The organism is Acinetobacter sp. 22512 (assembly GCF_052044755.1).
GTDB classification, from domain to species: domain Bacteria; phylum Pseudomonadota; class Gammaproteobacteria; order Pseudomonadales; family Moraxellaceae; genus Acinetobacter; species Acinetobacter pittii.
This window is the reverse complement of sequence record NZ_JBQENP010000018.1, coordinates 25735-49199: the sequence shown is the minus strand read 5'-3', so window position 1 is coordinate 49199 and position 23465 is coordinate 25735. Positions and strand designations below refer to the sequence as shown.

The window sequence follows — 23465 nt, the reverse complement described above, 5'->3', positions numbered from 1 at the left end:
ATATATTATTTTTTTATCATTTAAATTTTAAAAATAAAATCAGTCAAATACTTTTTCTACTTATCTATGAATTATTTAACTCAATTTTAACGTCCAATACTTCAAAAATATTTGATTCTTCTTAAAATTACTTGTATATACATGTTTATATTTGATTATACAAATATGAATGAATAAGAATAGGATGGCTCTTAAAGGATAAGGAGAGTGAAATGGACTCATCGGCTGGGAAACCTAATAGTAGTTTTATAGAAAACCGAAGTATTGATTTTATTCCTGAAAATGAAAGACATGGCGGAGTATTTGCTCAATTCACCCTATGGTTCGGTGCCAACTTACAAATCACAGCCATTGTGACAGGCGCGCTAGCCGTTGTGTTAGGCGGAGATGTTTTTTGGTCTATTATCGGCTTATTAGTAGGACAATGTTTTGGTGCTGCCGTCATGGCACTGCATGCTGCCCAAGGTCCTAAACTTGGTCTCCCTCAAATGATTTCAAGTCGTGTGCAATTTGGGGTTTATGGCGCTTGTATTCCAATCATACTCGTTTGCCTTATGTATATTGGTTTTACCGCAACTGGAGAGGTTTTAGCGGGTAAAGCAATTGCACATTTGGCACATGTCAGCAATACAACTGGTATCTTAATTTATGCAAGTTTAATCATTTTATTCGCAACGATTGGATACCGTTTAATCCATTTGGTAGGCAAAGTAGCCAGTATTATTGGTTTGATTGCTTTTGTGATTATTTTGACTCAGATCTTCGCACTTTCTGATTTTTCTGAACTCTTAGCAGTACGTCATTTCAGCTGGTCTTCATTCTTGTTAGCAGTTTCCCTTTCTGCTTCTTGGCAAATCTCTTTTGGTCCCTATGTTGCAGATTATTCTCGATATCTTCCAACTAAAACATCTTCATCTCGTGTTTTTTGGGCTGTCGGCTTAGGTTCTTTAATTGGCTCACAAATTTCTATGAGCTTAGGCGTTTTAATCGCTCAGGTTGCAAACGGCAATTTTGTCGGAAATGAAGTTCAATATGTTGTGGGTATGAACCCAATTGCCCTTGTCGTAACCTTTCTATATTTCAGTATCGCTTTTGGGAAAGTTACTCTAACGACCTTAAATGCCTATGGCAGTTTTATGTGTATTGCTACGATTTGGAATAGTTTCAAATCGACAAATCAAATCTCAAAAATAACAAGATTACTGATTGTCCTTGCTATGGTTGTAGTCTCAACCTTTATTGCAATTATAGGTGAACATACTTTTTTAAGCACCTTTAAAGCATTTATTTTGTTTTTGCTTACCTTTTTTATTCCGTGGAGTGCTATTAATCTTGTTGATTACTACTTTATCTCTAAAGAAGAATATGATGTAGATGCACTCTATGATCCAAATGGTAAGTATGGCCGTTGGAATCGGATTGGAATTACCTGCTACTTTCTAGGTATTTTGATTCAACTACCATTTATTGATAGTAAATTCTATACGGGTCAAATTGCGGCAATGTTAGGAGGAATCGATTTATCGTGGCTTGTAGGACTTATCTCTACTGCATTGATTTACTACATTTTCGCCAAGAAAGCTCAACTCAAGTTTTCAAAACAGTTAGTCATTGATCAAATCAAATAATGAAACTAGATAAGCTATCAACGTCGATCACCTTGATAGCTTATAAAATAATTTTACGGTTATTCTGATAGCGCTTTAGCCTGTGCCGAAATAGGCAATCCAAATAACTTATCAAAGCTCCAATTAAATATAAAAGTATAGATAGGGATAATGATAATAAAGGCCACATCTAACCAAAAAGCAGCAATCAGGGAAATATCCATCCACCATGAAATAAGAGGAATCAAAAACAAGACTAAGGTAAGTTGGAAACCAATAGCATGCCCCACTCTACGCTTAACTGTACGGATATGACTGCTTTGTCTAGCTTCCCATTTCTCATATAAAATATTGTAGATAAAATTCCAAGTTACAGCGATGGTCGTAATCATGACAGAGAGTGGTCCAGTATGTTCAACACTATCACCTGCCAAAATCGCTAACCCTACTGATGAAATAACCATTCCGATTATTTCATAGGAAGAAACATATACAATTCGACGCTTTATACCTTGCATAATCAATAAACTCTGCTTCATTCCTTATATTTTAATTTCAGTCAAAATCATATATAAAGTTAATAGCTTTCAGTTCAGCTGATATCAAAATGAATTTTAACAGTGAAAATATTGAACTTTTCATAACCGTACTCGATACGGGTTCTTTCTCTGCGGCTGCTCGTAAACTAAATCGAGTCCCCTCAGCAGTAAGTATGGCCGTTGCTAATTTAGAAGCAGAATTGGGTTATATATTATTTGAACGGACTCCTAGAAGGGTCATTCCTACTGCTACAGCATTAGCCTTGGAACCTCAAGCACGGATCATTTCTGAACAACTTAGGCTATTTAGCACTCATGCACATGAACTTTCTTTAGGACTTGAAAGTAAATTGCGTATTGGCGTTGTTTCCGATGTAAATACAAAATTATTATTCCATTCAATAAAGAAACTAGCTGATAAATTCCCTTTACTGAACATAGAAGTTATTACTGCTCCCCAAGACGACATTGTTAATTTACTTTATACGGAGCAAATCAGTCTTTGCTTAGCGGGTTCAGACCTCAATATAAAAATGCGCGAGAATCTACAATTGGTAATGACTGAAACAGTGGCGGCTACGATTTCTTCTAACCACGCTCTTCTACAAGATGGAACAAAACGGTTTTCTATCGAGGAATTAATTAATATTAGACAAATTGTTGTGGCGAGTAGTGAGCATGAAATGACAGATTCCCGTTCAATTATTGGTGCAATGTACTGGAAAACCAATAGTCTACAAACAGCAATTAATATGGTTGAAGCTGGACTTGGTTGGGGAAATTTTCCGTTATCACTAGTACAAGATAAAATTGATCAAGGTCACTTAGTCCTTTTAGATTTTAAAAATACGAAAAATCATTTACCTCTATCTATTTATTTAATTTGGCTCCAAGACCGCCCTTTACCTAAAGCAGCTAGAGAGTTAATTAAAATTATTCAAGAAAATTTATAAAACTTTATAGGTTAGTTCTGAAAGTCTAAGGATTTTTATAATTTTGATTCTTGTTAAATCTAGTTTATTTAAAGCTTAAGTTTATTACTCTGTACTCTATATTTAAATACTACTAAAAACAAAAAGCCTACTTAGAAAGTAGGCCTGTTGCTGTATTTCAGGATTAAGCAATAATATTTTATTTTGTAAAAAATACACTTATACTTTATTAAAACCAAGTGTTTTAGTCAAGAATAAAATTTATAAGATACAAACATTTACACTATTGTGAAAACAATCACAATTTAGGTTTTATATAGAAAATACTTTAGAGAAGGAAAGATAGTTTAATGATAAAAATTTCTATTACCGTCCTTAACAGCTTTTTTAGAAAAACACAAAAAACACCTTAAGAAAAATTATTATATTTTAATTAAATTTATTTGCATCAAAAAAATCTTGAATCCCTTTATTTGTTACTTTTATGTTTCATTATTAAAGTTGATAACTTTATATCTCAGTGTTTACTTTTTAAGTTGATTTTAAATTTCGACCTACTCTAAAAATTAATGATGCTATTGTCTAAAGTCATTTAGCCCTAATAGTCTATGTTCTTTACTATATGGACTAGAACTTATTAAGAGAGTTATTTCAACTATTATTTTTCGAAAGATATAATTAAAAGACGATTTGTTATACCTAAATTTTAATTACAATATGAAAATATAGAAACTTTTATATAGTATTTTTAATCTCTATTTATATTATCTTAAATAAGTTTTTCTAATTCTATATTTTCACAATACTCAAACAGCACATCCACACTTCCTGCTTATATTTTAAACAAAATTTATTTTATATAAATTAATGTCTCAAACTACAAATACAATTAAGTCATCGTCACAATAGATTGTTGGAATAAATTCTAATTGATCGATAAATAACTTCTTCCACTTTACTCTTGAAGTACACATAAGCTAGAATCACTATCGCTTGAAATATTAGCCAATATGACACAAAATTTTTGGGTTTAGTTTGCGTCTACTTCAGAAAATGACTTGTGTTTAATTAAAAAATTGATTAGTATTGCACGCACTGAAAAGCATTGAGATTAAAAGCTTTTCTGACTTATAGGGCCTATAGCTCAGTTGGTTAGAGCAGCGGACTCATAATCCGTTGGTCCACAGTTCAAGTCTGTGTGGGCCCACCAAATACCGAACCTCATAAACAAAAAGTTTATGGGGTTTTTTAATATATATCCAAATAGAATATGCTTTACTCTTATAAAAAATACTCAAAATTTAAATTTATTTTATCCCTAAATTTTAGATGTTTTAAAATACACTTACGTTCCGTACTAAATATTCATCTTTCATCTATTAAGCTAAGATTTGCTTTCGCATGGGCTCAGAATTCTCTAATTGTGTATCCCAGAACTTTTCCCATAAATCACAATATTCTAAGCATAATTTTTCAATATAGTTATAGTCTTCTTCTGTACAAGCTTGCATCAAGACATACCATAAATCTTCTTCATGATCATCATCTGCTGCTTCAGCACTTTCATCCTCAGAAATACCATGTACATGATAATAACCACCACCCTCCACATCTAGACCAACTGCTTTAGTTGCTCTACGTAAAGGTGGACTATACAGAATGACTTCTTCTTCTGCGACTGCTAATAAAGCTGAAACAGCTTTATAGTCATCATAAGCATTTTCTAAAAATACCCTAACCTGATCTGCAATTTCAGTCGGATGATAAGTTAGACGATCTTGTTCTGTAATACCGAAATCATTCAATATATCTTCAAATAAGGGATAATGAGCATATTCAGGATTTCCCTGATAGTAGCCGTCTTTATCCAACCCTGGCCGAAATCCAAACTCATCAAAAATATTTAAACTCAAAAGAAAACGCGGGAACATTTTTGCACCAGCATGCAATCTCGGCTCTAATTGTTTAGTTTGAAATTGAGCCATGAGCAATGCATCAGTAAAAGTTTGCACAATTGCATGGCGATACTCTAAATGAATTTTTTTTAAATCTTCTTTATTAATTTCGCCATTATTTAAAGTATCGATTGCAGGATGATGAGATACAGGATGTTTCGCAATCTTTGCTCTTAATCGGGTTAAAAAGTTTGAATTTTTTTCCCATAGTTCAGCTGAAATGCTTTGTTTCATCCCTGTAAGCGCTTTCTTTCTAGGATTATTAAAATTCTCAAATTTCTTAGGCATATCCGCTCTCATTAAACTTATTGAAGCATGATCGATTTTTACATATTTTATTATAAAAACAATGACTTAAATTAATATTTAAATATGTTCCTTCATTGATTAATATTAGAATTAAAATCGTACGAAATCAAATAAAAAATTTAAAAAAACTCCAATTAATGATAATCATTATCACAATCTCAACTTGAATCAAAATCAGTTTTTTATTATCATAATTTGTATTAAAAATTTAATATTTTAGATTAAGTTATAATTAGTTTTAACTATATGGAATAGTAATGTCAAAAAAAGAAGATATTATAAATACTGCTTTAAATTTATTTAATCAGATTGGGTACAATGCTACTGGTGTTGACCGTATTATTGCTGAATCAAATGTTGCAAAAATGACTTTTTATAAATATTTTCCGTCAAAGGAAAATTTAATTATGGAATGCTTGCAACATCGAAATATAAATATCCAAAACTCAATCAATGAACAATTAAGTTTACATCAAGATGCTAGTCCTCTTGAGCAAATTCATATTATTTTTAATTGGTATATTGAATGGATCAATAGCGAAACATTTAATGGCTGTTTATTTAAAAAGGCATTTATTGAAGTATCTAAACAATATACTTCAATTCGTGAACCATTTTATGAATATACAAAATGGTTGACTAATCTGTTACATGAAAAACTTACTCAGTTAGGTATAGAAAACCCAACTCCCCTTGTTCATATCATTATTTCTATTATTGATGGGATGATTATTGATGGAACGACCGATAAAAACCTTATTAACCCTGAAAAAATTTGGAAATATATTGAATATTTAATTAATGAAGAGATACCACAACCAGTATCTTAATTTTAAAATTATCTAGGTTTATTACTTTCAGACGAAGTTTGAGAAAAATAAAAAAAGAACTTTTAAAATATTTTAGAACTTAGATAATCCTTAACTTTTGTGGTCTACTTTAGCTTTCATAATTTTTCTAGGCTTTTTTACAAACTCATATTAGAATCCTGAAAATTTATCAATTTGCACTGATGTATGAAAAAATTTCTAGGTAACTCTATCTTTAAAGCCGTTGGTTGGACCTACAATGTAGACCCACAAATTCTTGAGAAAAAACAAGTTATTATTGGCTTTGAACATACTTCAAATCTAGATGCAGTGCTCTCGATTGCCCTCTTCCAAATGTTAGACATCAAAATTCATACTTTAATAAAGAAAGAACTTTTCAAAGGCCCACTTAAGCCAATTTTAGAAAAATTGGGTGGCATTCCTGTTGATCGTAAAGCAAGTAAAGATATCGTTTCGCAAATGGTTGAGCAATTTCAAACCCATGAAACTTTTAACTTAGTGATTGCTCCAGAAGCTACACGTGCTAAAGATGGCTCTGAACGTAAGCCTATCCGTACAGGTTTTTGGCATATTGCAAAAGCAGCCAATGTTCCTATTGTTTTAATGTATGCCAATGCTCGAAGTAAACAAGGTGGGATTTTAGGTAAAATTTACCCGACTGATTTACAAAAAGACTTGGAAACCATTAAAGAGCTGTACGCTCAATTTGACATAGATGTAAAAATTAACTAAATCAAATTGGACTTGATTTGACCTAATCTCAATCATTAGGTCTTAAGCTTATTGTTCTTATTCAATTGGCTAACAAAACGCAGGGCAACAGTTTTCAACAAAACCAAGCCTATGCTAATATTCCAGCACTTTTGCATTTTCTTTTTTTGGAGTTCACGTCCATGGCGGGTCATTCTAAATGGGCCAATATTAAGCATCGTAAAGCTAAACAAGATGCAAGTCGCGGTAAGGTTTTTACTAAATATATTCGTGAAATTGTGACTGCTGCCAAACTTGGTGGTGGAGATCCTGCTAGCAACCCTCGTCTGCGTGCAGTAGTTGAAAAAGCTCTCTCAGTTAATATGACACGTGACACCATTAACCGTGCTATCCAACGTGGTGCTGGTGGTGAAGATAATGATGATCTAAAAGAAGTAACTTATGAAGGTTATGGTGTTGGCGGGGTTGCTGTTCTTGTTGAAACAATGACAGATAACTTAAACCGTACAGTACCAGACGTACGTCACTGTTTTAGTAAAACAAATGGTAACTTAGGAACTGCGGGTTCTGTATCTTATCTATTTACTAAACGTGGTGAGATTACTTTTGAAGATGTTTCTTTAGAAGATAAAATCATGGAAGTTGCTTTAGAAGCTGGCGCTGAAGATATTGAAGTTTCAGAAGACGAAATTTTGGTAATCACTTCACCAGAAACTTTTGGTGAAGTACAAGATGCCCTTACTGCTGCTGGTTTAAAATCTGATAACGCAGAAGTTGTGATGAGTCCATCTACAAAAGCTGAAATTACAGATGTTGACCAAGCAAAACAAATTCTTAAAATGATTGATATGTTTGAAGATCTTGACGATGTACAAAACGTTTATACTAACGTTGAATTCTCGGATGAGGTTTTGGCTCAACTTGATGCTTAAATCAAACATTTGAATCAAAGAAAACGCACCAAATGGTGCGTTTTTTTATAGTTTGTTGAGCAAGTTATAGCAATTAAACACATTATATTCTTTAATGACAAAGCTAGAATGCAAAGCAACTACATTGTCGATTTTTCCAATACGTCTTAATAAAATTTCACTGTAGTCATCCATGTTGCGTGCTACAAGCTCTAAAATAAAATCAGCACTCTGACCCGTTACCAAGAATGCATTAGTTACTTCTGGAATTGCTTCTATTTCAGACAGAAACTTATCAAATGTTTCACTATCATGTTTACTCAGTGAAACTTGCAATAAAATATGTAAAGTAAAACCAAGCTTACTAAAATTAATTTCCCTTTTGAGCTGTCCCATAATGTTGGCTTCAATCAGGTGCTTAATACGGCGATGCACAGAACTGACTGACAGATTGATCCGTTCTGAAAGTTCATTCAAATTTAAGTCTTCATGAGACAAAATTTCTAGAATTTGTTTATCAAAACGATCTAACTCCACTCTTAATCTCCAGCCAGAATTTCACAGTAAAGACAGTATAACCCTATACCATCACCTCTGCATTGAAAATACAAAGGTTTATGGACAGCAAAACTCTATTTCTTTTATAGAGTTTATTTCGATTATGCCTTTTAAACGTGCAAGTAGTGTCAGAGGCGGTTCATTTTAGAGAGTCAGTTTTATGCTTAAATCTGGTTTATCTATTCAGAATCCTTATTCTCACTACCATTTGAGGCTAAAAAGGAATTAATCATCAAAATTTGACTATTTTTTAATCTTCGCAAAGTTGGCATCATTTTTGTTATGTATTTGCAGGAAAATTTTTATCCATGTCGGGGGAGTTCCTGTGAATAAAATCAAAACACTAGTGTTAGCAATGAGTTCTTTAGGTGCAATGAGCGTGACGATGTCTGTGCATGCCGCTACAGATGCTGAAGTTAACGCCTTACGTGATGAGGTAAAGGAGTTAAAACTACTCGTTCAGAAACTATCTGATCAACAAAAAACAGCTTTAACTGTCACTGCTCCAGCAACAATTCCCGCAGTACCTGCCACCCCTACACCCCCTGCATCAAAACCAGGTTGGATGGCTATGGCCGATGGGCAAACTCAAGTCAAGCTTTATGGTAGTGTTCGCGCAGATGCAACCTATGACTTTAAAGGTTCAAATGGCAGTATTTCAAATGGTGCCAATTATCCACTGAATAAAGATGATCCAAAACAAGACTCACTCAATGTATCTGCAGCAACTTCACGAATTGGCTTAGATATTACTCGTCCAACTCAATATGGAGATTTAACAGGTAAAATTGAAGCCGATTTCATGGGTGGCAATGGAGATAATGGCAATGGTACTTTCCGTGTTCGTCATGCCTATATGTCTTTAGGAAAATGGTTAGCTGGTCAAACAACCTCACCCTTTGTAAACACAGATACATCACCAGAAACAGTAGATTTTAATGGCGCTATTGGTACAGGTACTACACGTACAGTACAGGTTCGTTACACCCAGCCAATTAATGCACAACAAAAAATATTAGTTGCCTTAGAGGGTGGCGATGTTGAAAAAGCTGGTAATGCTGCCGGTGGAAGCCGTTTTCCTGCTTTAACAGCACGATATGATTTCAAAACTACGGATAACAAAGGCCTATTACAGTTACATGGTCTTGCCCATGAAAACCGTGTAGCTCCAAAAGATAGTACTTCTGAAGAGAAATTTGGCTGGGGTGTAGGCGTTGGTGGTAAATATGATTTAACGCCTCAAGATAGCGTAGTTGCTAACTACTATCATGTTAAAGGCGATGGCCGTTATTTACTTTATAGCAATTCGGCTTATAACTATGACACAACAACACAAGATATTAATTTAGGAGAATTCGATAGCGCAGTAATTGGATATCAACGTAAATGGAGCCCTATTCTGCGTTCTACTTTTGCTGTAGGTGGTATTCAATACAAAGATGATAATGTCTATGCAAATAGCAATTTAACCAATACCAGCTATAACAAAGAAATTTATAACGCTTTAGTCAATTTAATCTGGAACCCAGTTAAAAATATTGATTTAGGAGCAGAATATACTTACGGTCAACGTGAAACTTTTGCAGGTGACAAGGGTGATTATTCACGTATCAACCTGCTAGCAAAATATAGTTTCTAAAAATTAGATATAAAAAAAGAGCCTTTAATGGCTCTTTTTTTATTAGGGTTATTAGTGCATCGCCTGAATTTTTTCTAAGAAAAGTTTAGCACGCTCATGACGAGCTTCTAAATTATCAAAGAACTCATGGGTTGGGCAATCTTCTAAAATTTTACCTTCATCCATAAAAATTAAACGGTTAGATACTCTTTTAGCAAAGCCCATTTCATGAGTAACACACATCATGGTCATGCCTTCATGTGCGAGCTGCACCATAACTTCAAGAACCTCACCGACCATTTCAGGATCAAGTGCAGAAGTCGGTTCATCAAACAACATACAGATTGGGTCCATAGACAAACCACGTGCAATCGCTACACGTTGCTGCTGACCACCCGACAACTGCCCCGGAAATTTATCTTTATGAGCAAGTAAGCCTACACGCTCTAAATATTTCAAACCTTTTGCACGAGCATCTGCAACTGAACGCTTTAACACTTTAACTTGAGCAATCGTCAAATTTTCCAAAACAGTCATGTGCGGAAAAAGCTCAAAGTGCTGAAAGACCATTCCCACTCGTGAACGGAATTTAGCAAGATCTGTTTTTGGATCTTTAAGTGAAATTCCATCAACAATAATATCACCTTGTTGAAATGGCTCTAAAGCATTTACTGTTTTGATGAGTGTTGATTTTCCCGAACCAGATGGTCCGCAAACAACAACGACATCACCTTTTTCAATACTCGTCGTGCAATCTGTTAAAACCTGAAAATCACCATACCATTTAGAGATATGTTGGATGTCTATCATTGGCATTTAAAATCTCCAATTAGCGAATGATGGCAATTTTTTGCTGTAAGCGTTTGACTAAATGCGACAGCACAAACGAGCTACAGAAATACACTACAGCGACGATTAAATAGAATGTTGCTTTTGTTTCAGGTCCATAAGTATTAGCCAATGTATCTGCACGGCCTAAAAAGTCAGGTGCACTAATCACATAAACTAAAGAGATGTCCTGAAATAGAATGATTGTTTGAGTTAACAATACTGGGAGCATATTACGGAAGGCTTGAGGTAATACCACGTAGCGCATTGATTGACCGTAGGTAAAACCTAGCGCATAGCCTGCATGTACCTGACCTTTTGAAATAGACTGAATTCCAGAACGTACAATTTCCGAGAAAAAAGCTGCTTCAAAAATAGCAAAGGTCACGACACTCGAAAATAATGGTCCCCAATAGGTATCAGATTGAAACTCAAATATTTTCGGCAACAAAAAGTAGAAGATAAAGATCACCTGAATCAGTGGAATACCACGAAACAGATCAACATAAAATTTTGCAAAATTACTTGCGATGGCACTGCTAGATAAACGCATCATTGCCAATGGGGTTCCAATTAGGATACCGCCCATCATTGCTAATACCGTTACGGTAAGCGTAAAAATGAAACCTTCTTTGAGTGCCGCGATCACATCAGGGTTTTGTAATAAAGAAAAATCCATGATTACTTCCCTCCTGAACCTAAGCCAGGTACAGCCATTCGTTTCTCAATCCATGCCATCACAAACTTAATGCTATAAGTGATAATCAAATAAACAGGTGTAGAGAGAATAAGAATGATAATGTCCTGAGAAGTTTCTTCACGCATGGTTTTCGTGTAAGCAAAGAAATTCAACACACTCAACGCATATAAAACAGCTGAATTTTTAAAAACGTTCATTGCTTCAGATGTAATCGTTGGCCATACGGTACGATATGCAACCGGTAAAATGACATAACGATAGCTTTGTGCAGTAGTAAAACCCATAGCGGAAGCTGCGAACTTCTGTCCACGAGAAACGGTATTAATTCCGGCACGTATGTGCTCAGATACACGGGCAGCCGTGTAGAGACCTAATGCAAAAACACCAATAACCGCAGGTTGCTGATTTAAAATATTTTTCCACCAACCACCAGCAACTACATCCCCACTACCTGCACTTAAGCTGTCCGGTAAAAACTCGGGAAAAACAAAAGCCCAGAAGAATAGTTGCACAATAAGTGGAATATTACGGAAAATTTCAACGTAACAATTGCCGATAAATGCGAGAGGTTTGTTGGGTAATGTACGAATTACCCCTAGGAGAGAACCTAATAAAAATGCGATAAGAAAGGCTATAATAGCTGTCCAAACCATAGTGAACACGCCTGAACCTAACATTTGTAACCATGTGGGTGCCTCAGCATAAGCATTGTAGCTTGAGCTACCAATAGCTTTACAAACTGATTCTGCCCATGCGGCTTTATCGACACCATATTCATTAGACTCCGCACAGAATATAGTCCAGTTTAGCGAGCCGACTGACATGTTTGCCCCTTAAATTAATATCTTTAGAAAATAGACCACTTGTGCAAATGAATCTTTACACTTACACAAGTAAATTTAGGACAAAAAGATCCAGTTAGATTCCTGCATCTGTTGGGTTAGCTTTTAATTTCTTATAAGATGAACTTTGTTGCATGTTCAAATTCGTGTTTTTTGGTGGAATTGGAGATAAGAACCACTTCTTATATAAAGCGTCCATTTTACCAGTTTTCCATAAGTTATTTACAGTACGGTCTGCAATCGCTTTAAATTTTGGATCATCTTTAGCAAGCATAATTCCATAAGGTTCAGATGAAAGTACCGGACCTACAATTGCGAAAGCTTTAGGTGTAGAAGACTTAGCAATCAAGCCTGCTAAAATATTATCATCCATTACAAATGCAGCAGCACGGCCAGATGCCATCATGGCAAAAGAGTCAGCATGATCTTTACCATAAATATTTTGAACATTAACTGCCTGACCTTTTTCATTCATCTTGATGTATTTGTCAGATGTAGTGCCTTGAGTAGTAACAACTGCTTTACCATTTAAGTCCGCCAAACTTTTAATACCAGAGTTTGCTTTAACAGCCATGCGCACTTCTGTTGCATAGTAGTTAGTTGAGAAACCGACTTGTTGCTGACGTTGTTTAGAGTTTGTAGTGGTACCACATTCCATATCGATATTGCCTGCCAAAAGCTCAGGAATACGTGTTGATGAAGTTACTGCCTTGTACTCAACTTTTAAGCCAGGCATTTTCAATTCTTTTTTAATGTCATTTGCAAACTGGTTACAGATATCGACTGCATAACCTACTGGTTTACCTGCAACAACATATGAAATTGGATCTGAGGATTCTCGATGACCAATTACGATTTTTCCGGTACTTTTAATTTTAGCTAATGTATCTGCTGCTTGAATTTGAGAAGTAGCGCCAACCGTACAAAGCATAACTGTTGAAATAATGAGAGAGGTTGCAGAACGTTTCATAAGAACTCCTTGATGATCATTCTCTCTATTTATCTATAGAATCATTCATATAGAGCAATAGAGTGATTTTTTATTAAATTGCAATTATCGAGCCAACTTTTCCAAGTCGGACCCATCCATTTGCTTCACTTATTCTATTCAATCTGTTTTGCAGAATTAATACCTTTAAAACTGCTCACATGTTTCTACTTTAATCTATGTTTTAATCTTCTGTCTATTATTAAGCTCATCTATTTACACTTAAATGTGGCAATTATTGATTACATTGTAAACACATGCACAATAAAGTGGCTTAACTTTGGCTAAAAATAGTATTTAGAAAAATTGTATTTTCCAAAAAATCATAAAAATTAAAGTTATTAGTCATTTAGATAAAATGGAATTTATATTGTGAAAAGTAATTTTGGCATCAAAATAATATAAACAAATGGCTTAATAAAAATCATTTAGAAAATTGATAGTAATATCTACATTAATAAAATAACTAGCAAAGATAAAAATAAGCCCCGATTTTCTCAGGGCATTTTATAATTTTAAATTCCGCGCCAATCTACTCGCGCATTACGCTCAGTTTGATATATTCTTAAAACATACTGACCTAGAGGTAAATCGAGTAAATTTTGTTGATAGTTATTCCATTCTTCCGAAACACCTTCAGCCTCTTCCCGCTCCCACGGCGTACCCTTTATTTCTAATAAAGGAGCAAGCATAGAACATACAGAAATATCAGCAAGACTTAAGCGATCGCCTACCATATAACGTGCCTGATTTTCGATTAAGCAGTTATTTAGTTCATTTATGAGTTCATCCATGCGCTCTTTTGACTGGTTGACTAGCTCTTCTTCAAGTTTATAGTTCTTCTTTACCAGTGTTTTGAGGAATGGCTTCGATATTTTTTCAAACTGACGTAAATAACCTTGTTCACCCATCATAATTTCTAAAGCATGGTCTCCTTGCGCCAACGTATGAGCTAGAGCCCAACGACGGACATGAATACCCAGCTCATCAGCCAAGCTATCTATTTTTAATGTTTGCTGTCTTAATTGTTCATCACGACGTAACAGTGAATGCTCTGGATAAGTATCATCCAGATAAAGTGCAATTTTAGTCGACTCAGCGATCCATTGATGATCATCTTTCAAAATAGGCAGTAAATTTTGGCCTGTTTTGAGTTGTGCAAAAGCACGATGAAAGCCTGGAATTAAGTTATGAGCCACATAATCAAGTTCTTTATGGTCTAACAACCAGCGAGCTTTTTCACAATAATGGGACAAAGGAAACTGATACAAAACCCGCATAAAATCTCCACGTTTATTTTTATTTGACTATTTGTACAAAAATGGTCGTCGGTAAGTAGATACTTTAGAAGCTATTTTTAGTTAAAACAATGGATATTGTGCTCATTTTTCACTGACACTTAAGTCTATTTTTTTATATCTTTTTTTACCGTACTTATTGCTCGTTTTCATATTAAAACCAATTCTATTATTATTTTTCCGCATAACAATCTTAAACCATTGTTTTTTATAATCTTTCAATATCTCTATTTTTTCATTAAAAAGCAAAAAAAGTGCTTTGCATTTTTATTCATAAGCTGAGCATAAGTCCTCGTTTAGTGGAAAAATATTTCTTTTGTAAGGTAATGACAGTAATACAAGGTGTCATTATGTCTAATTCTCTATCTAAAACGACGGCATACGTCCAAATCATTCAAAATGATCAACAAGCCATTAATGCTGCTTATCAAGTGGCTGATTATGCTTTAGAGGGTCGTAATACACGTGATCAACAACGCTTACTACCGCATGAGCAAATAGAAAGCTTTAGTCAAAAAGGCCTAGGTGGTATTCGCATTGCGAAAAAATACGGCGGCGCTTTTGTTTCGAATAAAACTTTGGCTCAAGTTTTCCGTATTTTGAGTAAAGGTGATGCGAATGTTGGTCAGATTCCACAAAATCAGATTAGCCTGTTAAACCTGATCGAAATCATGGGCACAGAACAACAAAAACAATTTATCTTTTCAGAAATATTAGCAGGTAAACGTCTTGCCAACGGTGGGCCAGAACGTAATACCCACGATTCAAAAACATTAAAAACCACTCTTACTGTTGAGAACGGCAAATATATTTTAAACGGCGAAAAGTTTTATTCTACAGGTACGAGCTTTGCGCATTGGCTCGCGATTAAAGCAATTCATCCTGAAGGTCATGTGGTTTTAGTCATTGTTAACCGAGACGCTCAAGGTATTGAAGTTATTAATGACTGGAATGGATTTGGGCAACGTACGACAGCGAGCGGTACAGTTAAATTAAATCAAGTTGAAGTTAATCCTGAACTTATTTTTGATGAGCGATTATTAACACAACTTCCAACCTATCGCGGTGCCTATTCACAGTTATTACAAGTTGCCATTGATGTGGGGATTGCAGAAGCTGCTTTTGACGATACTTTATCGACTATTCATAAAGCACGTCCAATTATTGATGCAAATGTTGAAAAAGCCAGCTTTGAACATTACACACTGCAAGAGGTAGGTAAGTTAAATATTTTGCTCGATGCTGCAATTTTACTGCTTGATGAAGCTGCTGAGTATTTAGATGAACTTGATCAACTTCAAACGGTGACTGATGAACAAGTAGCTAAAGCTTCAATTTTGGTTGCTGAAGCGAAAGTCTATGCCAATGATGCTGCCCTACAAATCTCTGAAAAACTACTAGAGCTAGGCGGTAGTCGTTCAAGTTTAAGCCAACACAATTTAGATCAACATTGGCGAAATGCCCGTGTACATACCTTACACGACCCTGTTCGCTGGAAATTACATGCCATTGGCAATTATTACCTTAATGGTCATTTCCCTGCCCGCCATGCTTGGATTTAAGGAGAAATTGTCATGACTTCATATCAATCTGTTCAAACGAAACAAACATCGGCATCTGGCCAAGCGCACATTATTCAAAATGATGCTGAAGCATTAGAAGTTGCCAAACAGTTTGCTGAGCAATTTAAAAAAACCGCCGTTGAGCGAGACGCTAAACGAATTTTACCGTATACCGAAATCGATGCTTTGAGCCAATCTGGTCTTTGGGCAATTACAGTACCTAAGCAATATGGCGGTGCCGAAGTTTCAAGCCATACCGTTGCTAAAGTAATCGCTCTTTTAAGCGGTGCCGATGGTTCAATCGGACAAATTCCACAAAACCATTTCTATGCGTTGGAAGTATTACGAAATACAGGCACAGAAGCTCAAAAACAACGTTTATATGGCGAAGTTTTAAATGGCACTCGCTTTGGTAATGCACTTGCTGAGTTTAAGACCAAAACTTCAACTCATAAACAAACCAATATTCGTCCATACGAAAATGGATATCTCATTCAGGGTGAAAAGTTTTACTGCACAGGAAGTTTATTTGCTCACCGTATTCCAACCTTAGTTTTAGACGATGCAGGTCGAGAGTATCTGGCATTTGTAAAAAGTGGTTCACAAGGATTAAAACTTGTTGATGACTGGTCTGGCTTTGGACAGAAAACGACAGGCAGCGGCACGGTCAAGTTTGATCAGGTTTTTGTCGATGCAGATGATGTTATTCCTTTTGATACTGCATTTTTACAACCAACCTTAGTGGGTCCTTTTGCGCAAATTATGCATGCATCGATTGAGGTCGGTATTGCACGTGCAGCCTTTGAAGAAAGCTTGCAAAGAGTACATCAAGCTCGTCCATGGATTGACTCACAAGTAGAAACGGCCAACCAAGATCCTTTAACGATTTATGAATTAGGACGTATTGCTGTCGATGTACGGGCAAGCGAAGTGTTATTAAAACAAGCTGCGCAATCAATTGATGCCGCAAAAATTGAAACCACACCTGAAAGCATTGCAAAAGCTTCAATTGATGTTGCCAAAGTACGTGCTCATAGTACCGATATCGCACTCAAAGCATCGTCTAAGCTGATTGAACTTGCTGGTAGCCGTGGTAGTCAGTCTCAAGATGGCCTAGATCGTTTTTGGCGTAATGCCCGTGTACATACCTTACATGATGCCGCACGATGGAAATATTACTTTATTGGGAACTACGTTCTTAACGGTGTGCTTCCACCTCGTCGGGGGACATTGTAATGGCAGATTTCAAAGCAAAAGAGATTTTATTAAACGCCTTTGACATGAACTGTGTTGGGCATATCAATCATGGCTTATGGACACATCCACGTGATGAATCACACCGCTTTAATGAACTGAGCTATTGGACAGAACAAGCTAAGACCTTAGAAAGTGGTTTATTTGATGGTTTATTTATTGCGGACATTACAGGTGTGTATGACGTCTATCAAAATGGTATTGATCTGACTTTAAAAGAGTCCATTCAACTTCCGAGCCATGACCCATCTACACTCATTTCTGCTATGGCGGCAGTCACTCAAAACTTAAGTTTTGGGGTCACTGTGAACTTAAGCTATGAGCATCCATATCAGTTTGCTCGTCGCTTTGCGAGTCTCGACCATTTAACTCAAGGTCGTATTGGCTGGAATATCGTTACGGGTTATCTAGATAGTGCGGAACGCTTAATTGGTCAAAAAGGTTTGAAAGACCACGATGCTCGCTATGAACAAGCCGAAGAATTTTTAGAGCTTTGCTATAAATATTGGGAAGGTTCATGGGAAAACGACGCTGTTAAAAAAGATAAAGTACAGCGTGTTTTTACAGATCCATCTAAAGTTCACACCATTCACCACCACGGAAAATATTACCAAAGTGAAGGTGTGTTTCAGGTGTCTCCTTCTGTACAACGCACTCCAACACTGTTTCAAGCAGGTGCTTCACCCAAAGGTATGCAGTTTGCGACTCGTCATGCTGAGTGTGTATTTATTGGCGGCGACAAACCCGAAAAAATACGCGAACAAGTGAAAAAGATTCGTGCTCTTGCAGAACAGCAAGGCCGTTCAGCGGATGACATTAAAGTCTTTGTCGGTATAACCGTTGTTGTTGCTGAAACACATGATCTCGCTGTACAAAAACTGAATGAATATCGTCAGTATGCAAGTCCGGAAGCAGGCTTAGCACATTATGCGAGTTCAACTGGTATCGACTTAAGTAAATTTGCCGACGATGAAGCGATTCCTTACCAAAAAAGTAACAGTATTGTTTCGATTACCGAAAAATTTAAAGAGCAACAAATCACGAAAAATGACTTAAAAGCTCAGCATGTTTTAGGTGGTCGTTATCCCCTCATTGTGGGCAGTGGCGAAGAAGTTGCTGAATACTTAATTCATCTTTTAGATGAGACTGATATTGATGGCTTTAATTTAACACGTACAGTTGCACCAGAGTCTCACCACGACTTTATTCGCTTGGTCATTCCTGAGCTACAACAACGTGGTCGCTATAAAACTGCATATAAAGCGGGTTCACTACGGAACAAAATTTTTAGTCGGGGTGATCAATTACCAAAACAGCACCCTGTTCAAGCGTTCCGATGTAGTCCCTATAACAACAGCAAAAACTTAACAACAATTGAAGAAATAACCGCTTAAATTTGGAGATAGACATGGCTCAAACAGCCTCTAAAAAATGGCTAGGCATCGGCTTAGTCGTTGTAGTCCTTGTTGTTGCTTTATTCTTTTGGAATAAACATCGTCAAAGTGGCTCAAATGAACTTGTGATTGGTATTAGCCCACCATTTGCAAAAACTTTACAAGCTGCTGCCGATGAAGCAAAGAAACAGGGTTTAAATGTAAAACTGGTCGAATTTTCTGACTGGAATACACCAAACATTACTTTAAATCATGGGGATATTGATGCGAACTTTTTCCAGCACCAACCTTTCTTAGACAATGCAATTAAAGAAACAGGCTTTAAATTAAAGGCATTTGCAGCGGGTGCAGCATCACATGTGGGACTTTATTCAAAGAAATATAAAAGCCTTGATGAATTGCCACAAAACGCACGTGTAGTCATTCCAAATGATCCAGTCAATCAAGGTCGTGCCCTGCTACTCTTACAGCAAGCTAAATTAATTACGCTTAAAGATTCAAATAATCATTTATCTGCACTCAAAGATGTAGTTTCAAATCCTAAAAATTTACAATTTGTAGAAGTTGAAGGACCACAAACTGCTCGTGCAATTGATGATGTTGACTTGGCTTTTGGCTATCCGCATTACCTACGCTTAGCAAAAACAGCTGACCCTGAAAGTGCGCTTTTACTTGATGACAATACCAATAAACGTTATGCAATTTTGTTTGTAGTGCGTGATGACTATCAAGATAAGGGCGACAAATTAAAGAAATTTGTTGAGATCTATCAAAACTCGCCAAAAGTTAAAGCTGTGTTAGATGCTGAGATTGGGCCAACACTTTGGTTCCCTGGCTGGAAGTAATAACGGAAAGATTATGGCGATTCAGTTCAAACAGCATAAGCCTTGGTTACTCGGAATTACGATTTTGATCGTAATTCTGGGCCTCGTCGGTTACCGTTATATTAAAAATAAACAAGCCGATGATGTTTTAACGATTGGCATTAGCCCGCCTTATGCTGAGCTATTACAAAGCGTTGCCAATGAAGTAGAAAAGCAAGGCGTTCATGTCAAACTCGTTGAATTTTCTGATTGGAGAGCACCCAATGTTGCCGTACAAAATGGTGATATTGATGCGAACTTTTTCCAGCAAAGCGTATTTCTACGTAATGCTGTTAAAGAAACGGGCTATGACCTACATGCATTTGGTGTGGGTTCAGGAAGTCATGTCGGTTTATATTCAAAAAAATATAAATCACTTGAAGAATTACCTTCAAAAGCACGTGTAGCTATTCCAAACGATCCGGTCAATTTAGCCCGTGCTTTAATTTTATTGCACCGTGCAGGTTTAATTCAGCTTAAAGACATTAATAATGAGCTTTCAACCACTCAAGACATTATTGCTAATCCTAAACAGCTGAGCTTTGTTGAAGTTGAAGGCCCACAGACAGCACATGCATATAACGATGTCGATTTAATTTTCGGCTTCCCTCACTACTTAAAAATGGCAAAAGTAACCGACCCACATAGCGCATTATTTTTAGATCCAATCGATAAAAAATATGCAATTTTGTTTGTGACCCGTCGCGATTACCAAGATAAAAACCAAAAACTTGCATCCTTTGTTAAAGCATTCCAGAACTCAAAACAAGCACAAGATATTCTGGATAAAGACTTTGGCCAAGGTATGTGGTTTCAAGGCTGGAAATAAGGAGAATGACAATGGTGAGTTTTGGATCACAAGTTGATTTTTCTCTACCTCATATCAAAATTCGTGGTTTAAATAAGTTTTACCAATCGCAGGGTCAAAAACTGCATGCGTTAAAGGAAATTAACCTTGATGTTCCCCTAGGTAAGATTTTAGGCATTATTGGTAAAAGTGGTGCTGGAAAATCTTCCCTACTCCGCACTTTAAATGGCTTAGAACAAGTTAATACAGGCAGCATTCATATTCATCAACAAAACATTGCTGAATTGAGTCATGCCGAGCTTATTCAAACTCGCCAACGAATTGGAATGATTTTTCAACATTTCAATTTAATGTCTGCAAAAACGGTCTGGGAAAATGTGGCATTGCCTTTAAAAGTTTCCAATTACAACAAAGCAGATATCGACCAACGTGTAAATGAAGTTTTGGCACTCGTAGGTCTTGCAGATAAGTCTGGCTACTACCCATCGCAACTTTCAGGCGGACAAAAGCAACGTGTCGGTATTGCACGTGCACTTGTTCACCACCCAGAAATTTTACTTTGTGATGAAGCCACCTCGGCACTTGACCCTGAAAGTACCGCCACTATTTTGGCTTTACTTAAAAAGATTAATCAGGAACTGGGTCTAACGATTGTACTCATCACTCATGAAATGCAGGTCATTCGAGAAATTTGTGATCAAGTGGTGGTGATTGATCAAGGTGAAATCGTAGAGGCTGGGCAAGTCTGGTCTGTATTTTCACGACCAGAGCAAGAAATTACTCAGGAATTGTTGAACCTTGAGCAGATCACTCTGCCTTTTAAAATCAATCCTCTACCCGATGAAGATTCGACTCATATTATTGTAAAACTGAAATATGAGGCTGAAGCACATCAGGTTCCGGATATTCAAGAACTACTAGCTAGATTTAAAGCACCTGTCAATTTATATCAAAGTCAGGTCGATACCATTCAAGGGCATATTATTGGTTCACTTTTAGTCGGTATTCCTAACGTAGAAATTGATCTTTCATCTATACGACAAGACGCATTAACTGCAATTGCACAATTTGAGGTACTTGGCTATGCACGACCAGCTCATTGATTTATTAATTACTGGAACTGTAGATACCTTACTCATGGTAGGTGCATCTGCGTTTATTGCTTTTTTAATTGGCTTACCGATTGCTGTTGTTTTAGTCAGCACTTCTGAGCACGGCATTCACCCGTCACAAAAGATTAATCAAGCTTTAGGTTGGGTCATCAACATTACTCGCTCTGTACCCTTTCTTATTTTAATGGTTGCGCTTATTCCACTTACTCGCTGGATCGTAGGCACAAGTTATGGGGTTTGGGCGGCGGTTGTTCCGCTGACTATTGCTGCAATTCCCTTCTTTGCTCGTATTGCGGAAGTCAGCTTACGCGAAGTCGACCAAGGCTTAATTGAAGCTGCACAGGCCATGGGTTGTAACCGTAAACAAATTATCTGGCATGTACTTTTACCAGAGGCTTTGCCAGGTATTGTGGCGGGTTTTACCGTGACTATTGTGACTATGATTAACTCTTCTGCGATTGCTGGTGCTATTGGTGCAGGTGGCCTAGGGGACATTGCTTATCGTTATGGCTATCAACGTTTTGATATGCAAATTATGTTGGCTGTAATTTTAGTGCTCATTGTTTTAGTCATGTTGGTACAAGCGACTGGCGATGCATTAGCCCAGCAACTTGATAAACGTAAAGTTTAAACGCAATACAACCCTGCTCTAGCCATGACTTTGTCATGGCTTTCATGTAAAATCAGCCACAATTTTTAATTTACACATTTGTGAGTGGTTTTCATGGGTTTTAATTGCGGTATTGTTGGTCTGCCAAACGTAGGGAAATCTACCCTTTTCAATGCATTAACGAAAGCAGCGATTGCAGCGGAAAACTTCCCTTTCTGTACCATTGAACCAAACACAGGTATTGTTCCTGTACCAGATCCACGTTTAGACAAACTTGCTGCGATTGTTAAACCACAGCGTATTTTGCCAACTACAATGGAATTTGTGGACATTGCAGGTCTTGTTGCTGGTGCATCAAAAGGTGAAGGCTTAGGTAACCAATTCCTTGCTAACATTCGTGAAACTGATGCAATTGCACATGTTGTACGTTGTTTCGAAGATGAAAACGTAATTCACGTAAATGGTAAAATTGATCCGTTAGACGACATCGCAACTATCAATACTGAACTTGCACTTGCCGATCTTGAAACCGTAGCTAAAGCAATTTTACGTTTAACTAAAGTTGCTAAAGGCGGTGATAAAGAAGCTGTAGCAACTAAAGCAGTTTTAGAAAAAATCCAACCGTTACTTGACGAAGGTAAACCAGCTCGTGCAGCTGATTTATCTGATGACGAACGTAAATTAGTTCGTGGTTTTGGTTTAATGACTTTAAAACCAACGATGTATATTGCAAACGTTGCAGAAGACGGTTTTGAAAACAACCCACACTTAGAAGCAGTTAAAAAACTTGCTGCTGAGGAAAACGCAATTGTTGTGCCGCTTTGCAACCAAATCGAAGCTGAAATTTCATTATTAGAAGATGAAGATCGTGCTGAGTTTTTAGAAGCAATGGGCATGGAAGAACCAGGTTTAAATGTGGTTATTCGTGCAGGTTATGCGCTTTTAGGTTTACAGACTTATTTCACTGCTGGTGTACAAGAAGTTCGTGCGTGGACAGTAAAAGTTGGCGCAACCGCTCCTCAAGCCGCTGGTGTGATTCATACCGACTTCGAAAAAGGCTTCATCCGTGCTGAAGTTGTTGCATATGATGACTTCGTACAATACAACGGTGAAAACGGCGCTAAAGAAGCTGGTAAATGGCGTTTAGAAGGTAAAACTTACGTTGTTCAAGACGGCGATGTAATGCACTTCCGTTTTAACGTTTAAGTTAAAGCTTAAGAAAAAGCCCCAATATGT

General features: G+C 36.6%; 22 protein-coding genes and 1 tRNA gene. 15 read left to right on the top strand and 8 right to left on the bottom strand.

Going from position 1 to position 23465, the window contains the following annotated elements:
• The first annotated feature begins 212 nt into the window (after positions 1 to 212).
• Positions 213 to 1628, top strand: coding sequence for a purine-cytosine permease family protein (locus tag ACTJJG_RS15775; protein ID WP_032057051.1), 1416 nt, complete (start codon positions 213 to 215; stop codon positions 1626 to 1628).
• 59 nt (positions 1629 to 1687) lie between these two features.
• Here the strand turns inward: ACTJJG_RS15775 and ACTJJG_RS15770 are convergent, their stop codons facing one another.
• The gene (locus ACTJJG_RS15770; protein ID WP_032057053.1) at positions 1688 to 2125 is read right to left on the bottom strand and encodes a PACE efflux transporter; all 438 of its coding nucleotides are present in this window, start codon (positions 2123 to 2125) and stop codon (positions 1688 to 1690) included.
• A gap of 89 nt (positions 2126 to 2214) precedes the next feature.
• Here ACTJJG_RS15770 and ACTJJG_RS15765 point away from each other — a divergent pair, with 89 nt between their 5' ends.
• Together ACTJJG_RS15765 and ACTJJG_RS15760 are read left to right on the top strand one after the other, a co-directional pair.
• Complete coding sequence (locus ACTJJG_RS15765) at positions 2215 to 3099, top strand: LysR family transcriptional regulator (protein ID WP_032057054.1); 885 nt, start codon at positions 2215 to 2217, stop codon at positions 3097 to 3099.
• Positions 3100 to 4211: 1112 nt separating this feature from the next.
• Positions 4212 to 4288 (top strand) — tRNA-Ile (locus tag ACTJJG_RS15760).
• A gap of 169 nt (positions 4289 to 4457) precedes the next feature.
• On the opposite strand, the gene ACTJJG_RS15755 is transcribed toward ACTJJG_RS15760, so the two are convergent.
• Entirely contained in the window at positions 4458 to 5321 is an 864-nt protein-coding gene (locus ACTJJG_RS15755; RefSeq protein ID WP_032003481.1) for an iron-containing redox enzyme family protein, read from the bottom strand.
• Between the two features lie 278 nt (positions 5322 to 5599).
• Between ACTJJG_RS15755 and ACTJJG_RS15750 the strand changes: the two genes are divergently transcribed.
• The 3 genes from ACTJJG_RS15750 (at position 5600) to ACTJJG_RS15740 (ending at position 7815) form a co-directional block, all read left to right on the top strand.
• Positions 5600 to 6172 carry a TetR/AcrR family transcriptional regulator gene (locus ACTJJG_RS15750; RefSeq protein ID WP_005076373.1) on the top strand — a complete coding sequence of 191 codons (573 nt, stop codon included), beginning with the start codon at positions 5600 to 5602 and terminating at the stop codon, positions 6170 to 6172.
• Positions 6173 to 6358: 186 nt separating this feature from the next.
• On the top strand, positions 6359 to 6904 hold the full coding sequence (locus ACTJJG_RS15745) for a 1-acyl-sn-glycerol-3-phosphate acyltransferase (protein WP_017386783.1): 546 nt from the start codon (positions 6359 to 6361) through the stop codon (positions 6902 to 6904).
• A 161-nt stretch (positions 6905 to 7065) separates the two neighbouring features.
• Entirely contained in the window at positions 7066 to 7815 is a 750-nt protein-coding gene (locus ACTJJG_RS15740) for a YebC/PmpR family DNA-binding transcriptional regulator (protein ID WP_002114471.1), read from the top strand.
• Between the two features lie 45 nt (positions 7816 to 7860).
• Here the strand turns inward: ACTJJG_RS15740 and ACTJJG_RS15735 are convergent, their stop codons facing one another.
• Positions 7861 to 8331 (bottom strand): Lrp/AsnC family transcriptional regulator, encoded by a 471-nt coding sequence (locus ACTJJG_RS15735; RefSeq protein ID WP_002050132.1) that lies wholly within the window; start codon positions 8329 to 8331, stop codon positions 7861 to 7863.
• A 346-nt stretch (positions 8332 to 8677) separates the two neighbouring features.
• Here ACTJJG_RS15735 and ACTJJG_RS15730 point away from each other — a divergent pair, with 346 nt between their 5' ends.
• On the top strand, positions 8678 to 9991 hold the full coding sequence (locus tag ACTJJG_RS15730; protein WP_032003480.1) for a DcaP family trimeric outer membrane transporter: 1314 nt from the start codon (positions 8678 to 8680) through the stop codon (positions 9989 to 9991).
• A gap of 51 nt (positions 9992 to 10042) precedes the next feature.
• On the opposite strand, the gene ACTJJG_RS15725 is transcribed toward ACTJJG_RS15730, so the two are convergent.
• From ACTJJG_RS15725 to ACTJJG_RS15705, 5 genes are all read right to left on the bottom strand, one after another.
• Positions 10043 to 10786, bottom strand: a complete 744-nt coding sequence (locus ACTJJG_RS15725) for an amino acid ABC transporter ATP-binding protein (RefSeq protein ID WP_002114298.1) — start codon at positions 10784 to 10786, stop codon at positions 10043 to 10045.
• Positions 10787 to 10799: 13 nt separating this feature from the next.
• Entirely contained in the window at positions 10800 to 11477 is a 678-nt protein-coding gene (locus ACTJJG_RS15720) for an amino acid ABC transporter permease (RefSeq protein ID WP_005076376.1), read from the bottom strand.
• A gap of 2 nt (positions 11478 to 11479) precedes the next feature.
• Positions 11480 to 12322 (bottom strand): amino acid ABC transporter permease, encoded by an 843-nt coding sequence (locus ACTJJG_RS15715; RefSeq protein WP_002114400.1) that lies wholly within the window; start codon positions 12320 to 12322, stop codon positions 11480 to 11482.
• 94 nt (positions 12323 to 12416) lie between these two features.
• The gene (locus tag ACTJJG_RS15710) at positions 12417 to 13310 is read right to left on the bottom strand and encodes an amino acid ABC transporter substrate-binding protein (protein ID WP_014206541.1); all 894 of its coding nucleotides are present in this window, start codon (positions 13308 to 13310) and stop codon (positions 12417 to 12419) included.
• Between the two features lie 533 nt (positions 13311 to 13843).
• A complete protein-coding gene (locus tag ACTJJG_RS15705; RefSeq protein WP_017386781.1) occupies positions 13844 to 14608 on the bottom strand; it encodes a glutathione S-transferase family protein in 765 nt (254 codons plus the stop codon).
• Between the two features lie 344 nt (positions 14609 to 14952).
• Here ACTJJG_RS15705 and ACTJJG_RS15700 point away from each other — a divergent pair, with 344 nt between their 5' ends.
• The 8 genes from ACTJJG_RS15700 to ychF all read left to right on the top strand — a co-directional run bounded on the left by ACTJJG_RS15700 (position 14953) and on the right by ychF (position 23435).
• Complete coding sequence (locus ACTJJG_RS15700) at positions 14953 to 16188, top strand: SfnB family sulfur acquisition oxidoreductase (protein WP_372552634.1); 1236 nt, start codon at positions 14953 to 14955, stop codon at positions 16186 to 16188.
• A gap of 12 nt (positions 16189 to 16200) precedes the next feature.
• A complete protein-coding gene (locus tag ACTJJG_RS15695; RefSeq protein ID WP_057085702.1) occupies positions 16201 to 17424 on the top strand; it encodes an SfnB family sulfur acquisition oxidoreductase in 1224 nt (407 codons plus the stop codon).
• A complete protein-coding gene (locus ACTJJG_RS15690) occupies positions 17424 to 18836 on the top strand; it encodes an LLM class flavin-dependent oxidoreductase (RefSeq protein ID WP_032057059.1) in 1413 nt (470 codons plus the stop codon). Before ACTJJG_RS15695 ends, ACTJJG_RS15690 begins: the two co-directional genes overlap by 1 nt.
• A 14-nt stretch (positions 18837 to 18850) precedes the next feature.
• Positions 18851 to 19681 (top strand): MetQ/NlpA family ABC transporter substrate-binding protein, encoded by an 831-nt coding sequence (locus ACTJJG_RS15685; protein ID WP_032057060.1) that lies wholly within the window; start codon positions 18851 to 18853, stop codon positions 19679 to 19681.
• A gap of 13 nt (positions 19682 to 19694) precedes the next feature.
• Complete coding sequence (locus ACTJJG_RS15680) at positions 19695 to 20528, top strand: MetQ/NlpA family ABC transporter substrate-binding protein (protein WP_218659994.1); 834 nt, start codon at positions 19695 to 19697, stop codon at positions 20526 to 20528.
• A gap of 5 nt (positions 20529 to 20533) precedes the next feature.
• Entirely contained in the window at positions 20534 to 21610 is a 1077-nt protein-coding gene (locus tag ACTJJG_RS15675; RefSeq protein WP_372552633.1) for a methionine ABC transporter ATP-binding protein, read from the top strand.
• Positions 21591 to 22250, top strand: coding sequence for a methionine ABC transporter permease (locus ACTJJG_RS15670; RefSeq protein WP_005069679.1), 660 nt, complete (start codon positions 21591 to 21593; stop codon positions 22248 to 22250). The genes ACTJJG_RS15675 and ACTJJG_RS15670 overlap by 20 nt, the downstream gene beginning before the upstream one ends.
• Positions 22251 to 22343: 93 nt before the next feature.
• Positions 22344 to 23435 (top strand): redox-regulated ATPase YchF, encoded by a 1092-nt coding sequence (gene ychF / locus ACTJJG_RS15665; protein WP_002050104.1) that lies wholly within the window; start codon positions 22344 to 22346, stop codon positions 23433 to 23435.
• Positions 23436 to 23465 lie beyond the last annotated feature (30 nt).

What these genes read in the sequence shown, in the direction of transcription:
- ACTJJG_RS15775 (WP_032057051.1), top strand. Translation starts at nt 213, where the DNA reads ATGGACTCATCGGCTGGGAAACCTAATAGTAGTTTTATAGAAAACCGA.
- ACTJJG_RS15770 (WP_032057053.1), bottom strand. Translation starts at nt 2,125, where the DNA reads ATGCAAGGTATAAAGCGTCGAATTGTATATGTTTCTTCCTATGAAATA.
- ACTJJG_RS15765 (WP_032057054.1), top strand. Translation starts at nt 2,215, where the DNA reads ATGAATTTTAACAGTGAAAATATTGAACTTTTCATAACCGTACTCGAT.
- ACTJJG_RS15755 (WP_032003481.1), bottom strand. Translation starts at nt 5,321, where the DNA reads ATGCCTAAGAAATTTGAGAATTTTAATAATCCTAGAAAGAAAGCGCTT.
- ACTJJG_RS15750 (WP_005076373.1), top strand. Translation starts at nt 5,600, where the DNA reads ATGTCAAAAAAAGAAGATATTATAAATACTGCTTTAAATTTATTTAAT.
- ACTJJG_RS15745 (WP_017386783.1), top strand. Translation starts at nt 6,359, where the DNA reads ATGAAAAAATTTCTAGGTAACTCTATCTTTAAAGCCGTTGGTTGGACC.
- ACTJJG_RS15740 (WP_002114471.1), top strand. Translation starts at nt 7,066, where the DNA reads ATGGCGGGTCATTCTAAATGGGCCAATATTAAGCATCGTAAAGCTAAA.
- ACTJJG_RS15725 (WP_002114298.1), bottom strand. Translation starts at nt 10,786, where the DNA reads ATGCCAATGATAGACATCCAACATATCTCTAAATGGTATGGTGATTTT.
- ACTJJG_RS15720 (WP_005076376.1), bottom strand. Translation starts at nt 11,477, where the DNA reads ATGGATTTTTCTTTATTACAAAACCCTGATGTGATCGCGGCACTCAAA.
- ACTJJG_RS15715 (WP_002114400.1), bottom strand. Translation starts at nt 12,322, where the DNA reads ATGTCAGTCGGCTCGCTAAACTGGACTATATTCTGTGCGGAGTCTAAT.
- ACTJJG_RS15710 (WP_014206541.1), bottom strand. Translation starts at nt 13,310, where the DNA reads ATGAAACGTTCTGCAACCTCTCTCATTATTTCAACAGTTATGCTTTGT.
- ACTJJG_RS15705 (WP_017386781.1), bottom strand. Translation starts at nt 14,608, where the DNA reads ATGCGGGTTTTGTATCAGTTTCCTTTGTCCCATTATTGTGAAAAAGCT.
- ACTJJG_RS15700 (WP_372552634.1), top strand. Translation starts at nt 14,953, where the DNA reads ATGACAGTAATACAAGGTGTCATTATGTCTAATTCTCTATCTAAAACG.
- ACTJJG_RS15695 (WP_057085702.1), top strand. Translation starts at nt 16,201, where the DNA reads ATGACTTCATATCAATCTGTTCAAACGAAACAAACATCGGCATCTGGC.
- ACTJJG_RS15690 (WP_032057059.1), top strand. Translation starts at nt 17,424, where the DNA reads ATGGCAGATTTCAAAGCAAAAGAGATTTTATTAAACGCCTTTGACATG.
- ACTJJG_RS15685 (WP_032057060.1), top strand. Translation starts at nt 18,851, where the DNA reads ATGGCTCAAACAGCCTCTAAAAAATGGCTAGGCATCGGCTTAGTCGTT.
- ACTJJG_RS15680 (WP_218659994.1), top strand. Translation starts at nt 19,695, where the DNA reads ATGGCGATTCAGTTCAAACAGCATAAGCCTTGGTTACTCGGAATTACG.
- ACTJJG_RS15675 (WP_372552633.1), top strand. Translation starts at nt 20,534, where the DNA reads ATGACAATGGTGAGTTTTGGATCACAAGTTGATTTTTCTCTACCTCAT.
- ACTJJG_RS15670 (WP_005069679.1), top strand. Translation starts at nt 21,591, where the DNA reads ATGCACGACCAGCTCATTGATTTATTAATTACTGGAACTGTAGATACC.
- ychF (WP_002050104.1), top strand. Translation starts at nt 22,344, where the DNA reads ATGGGTTTTAATTGCGGTATTGTTGGTCTGCCAAACGTAGGGAAATCT.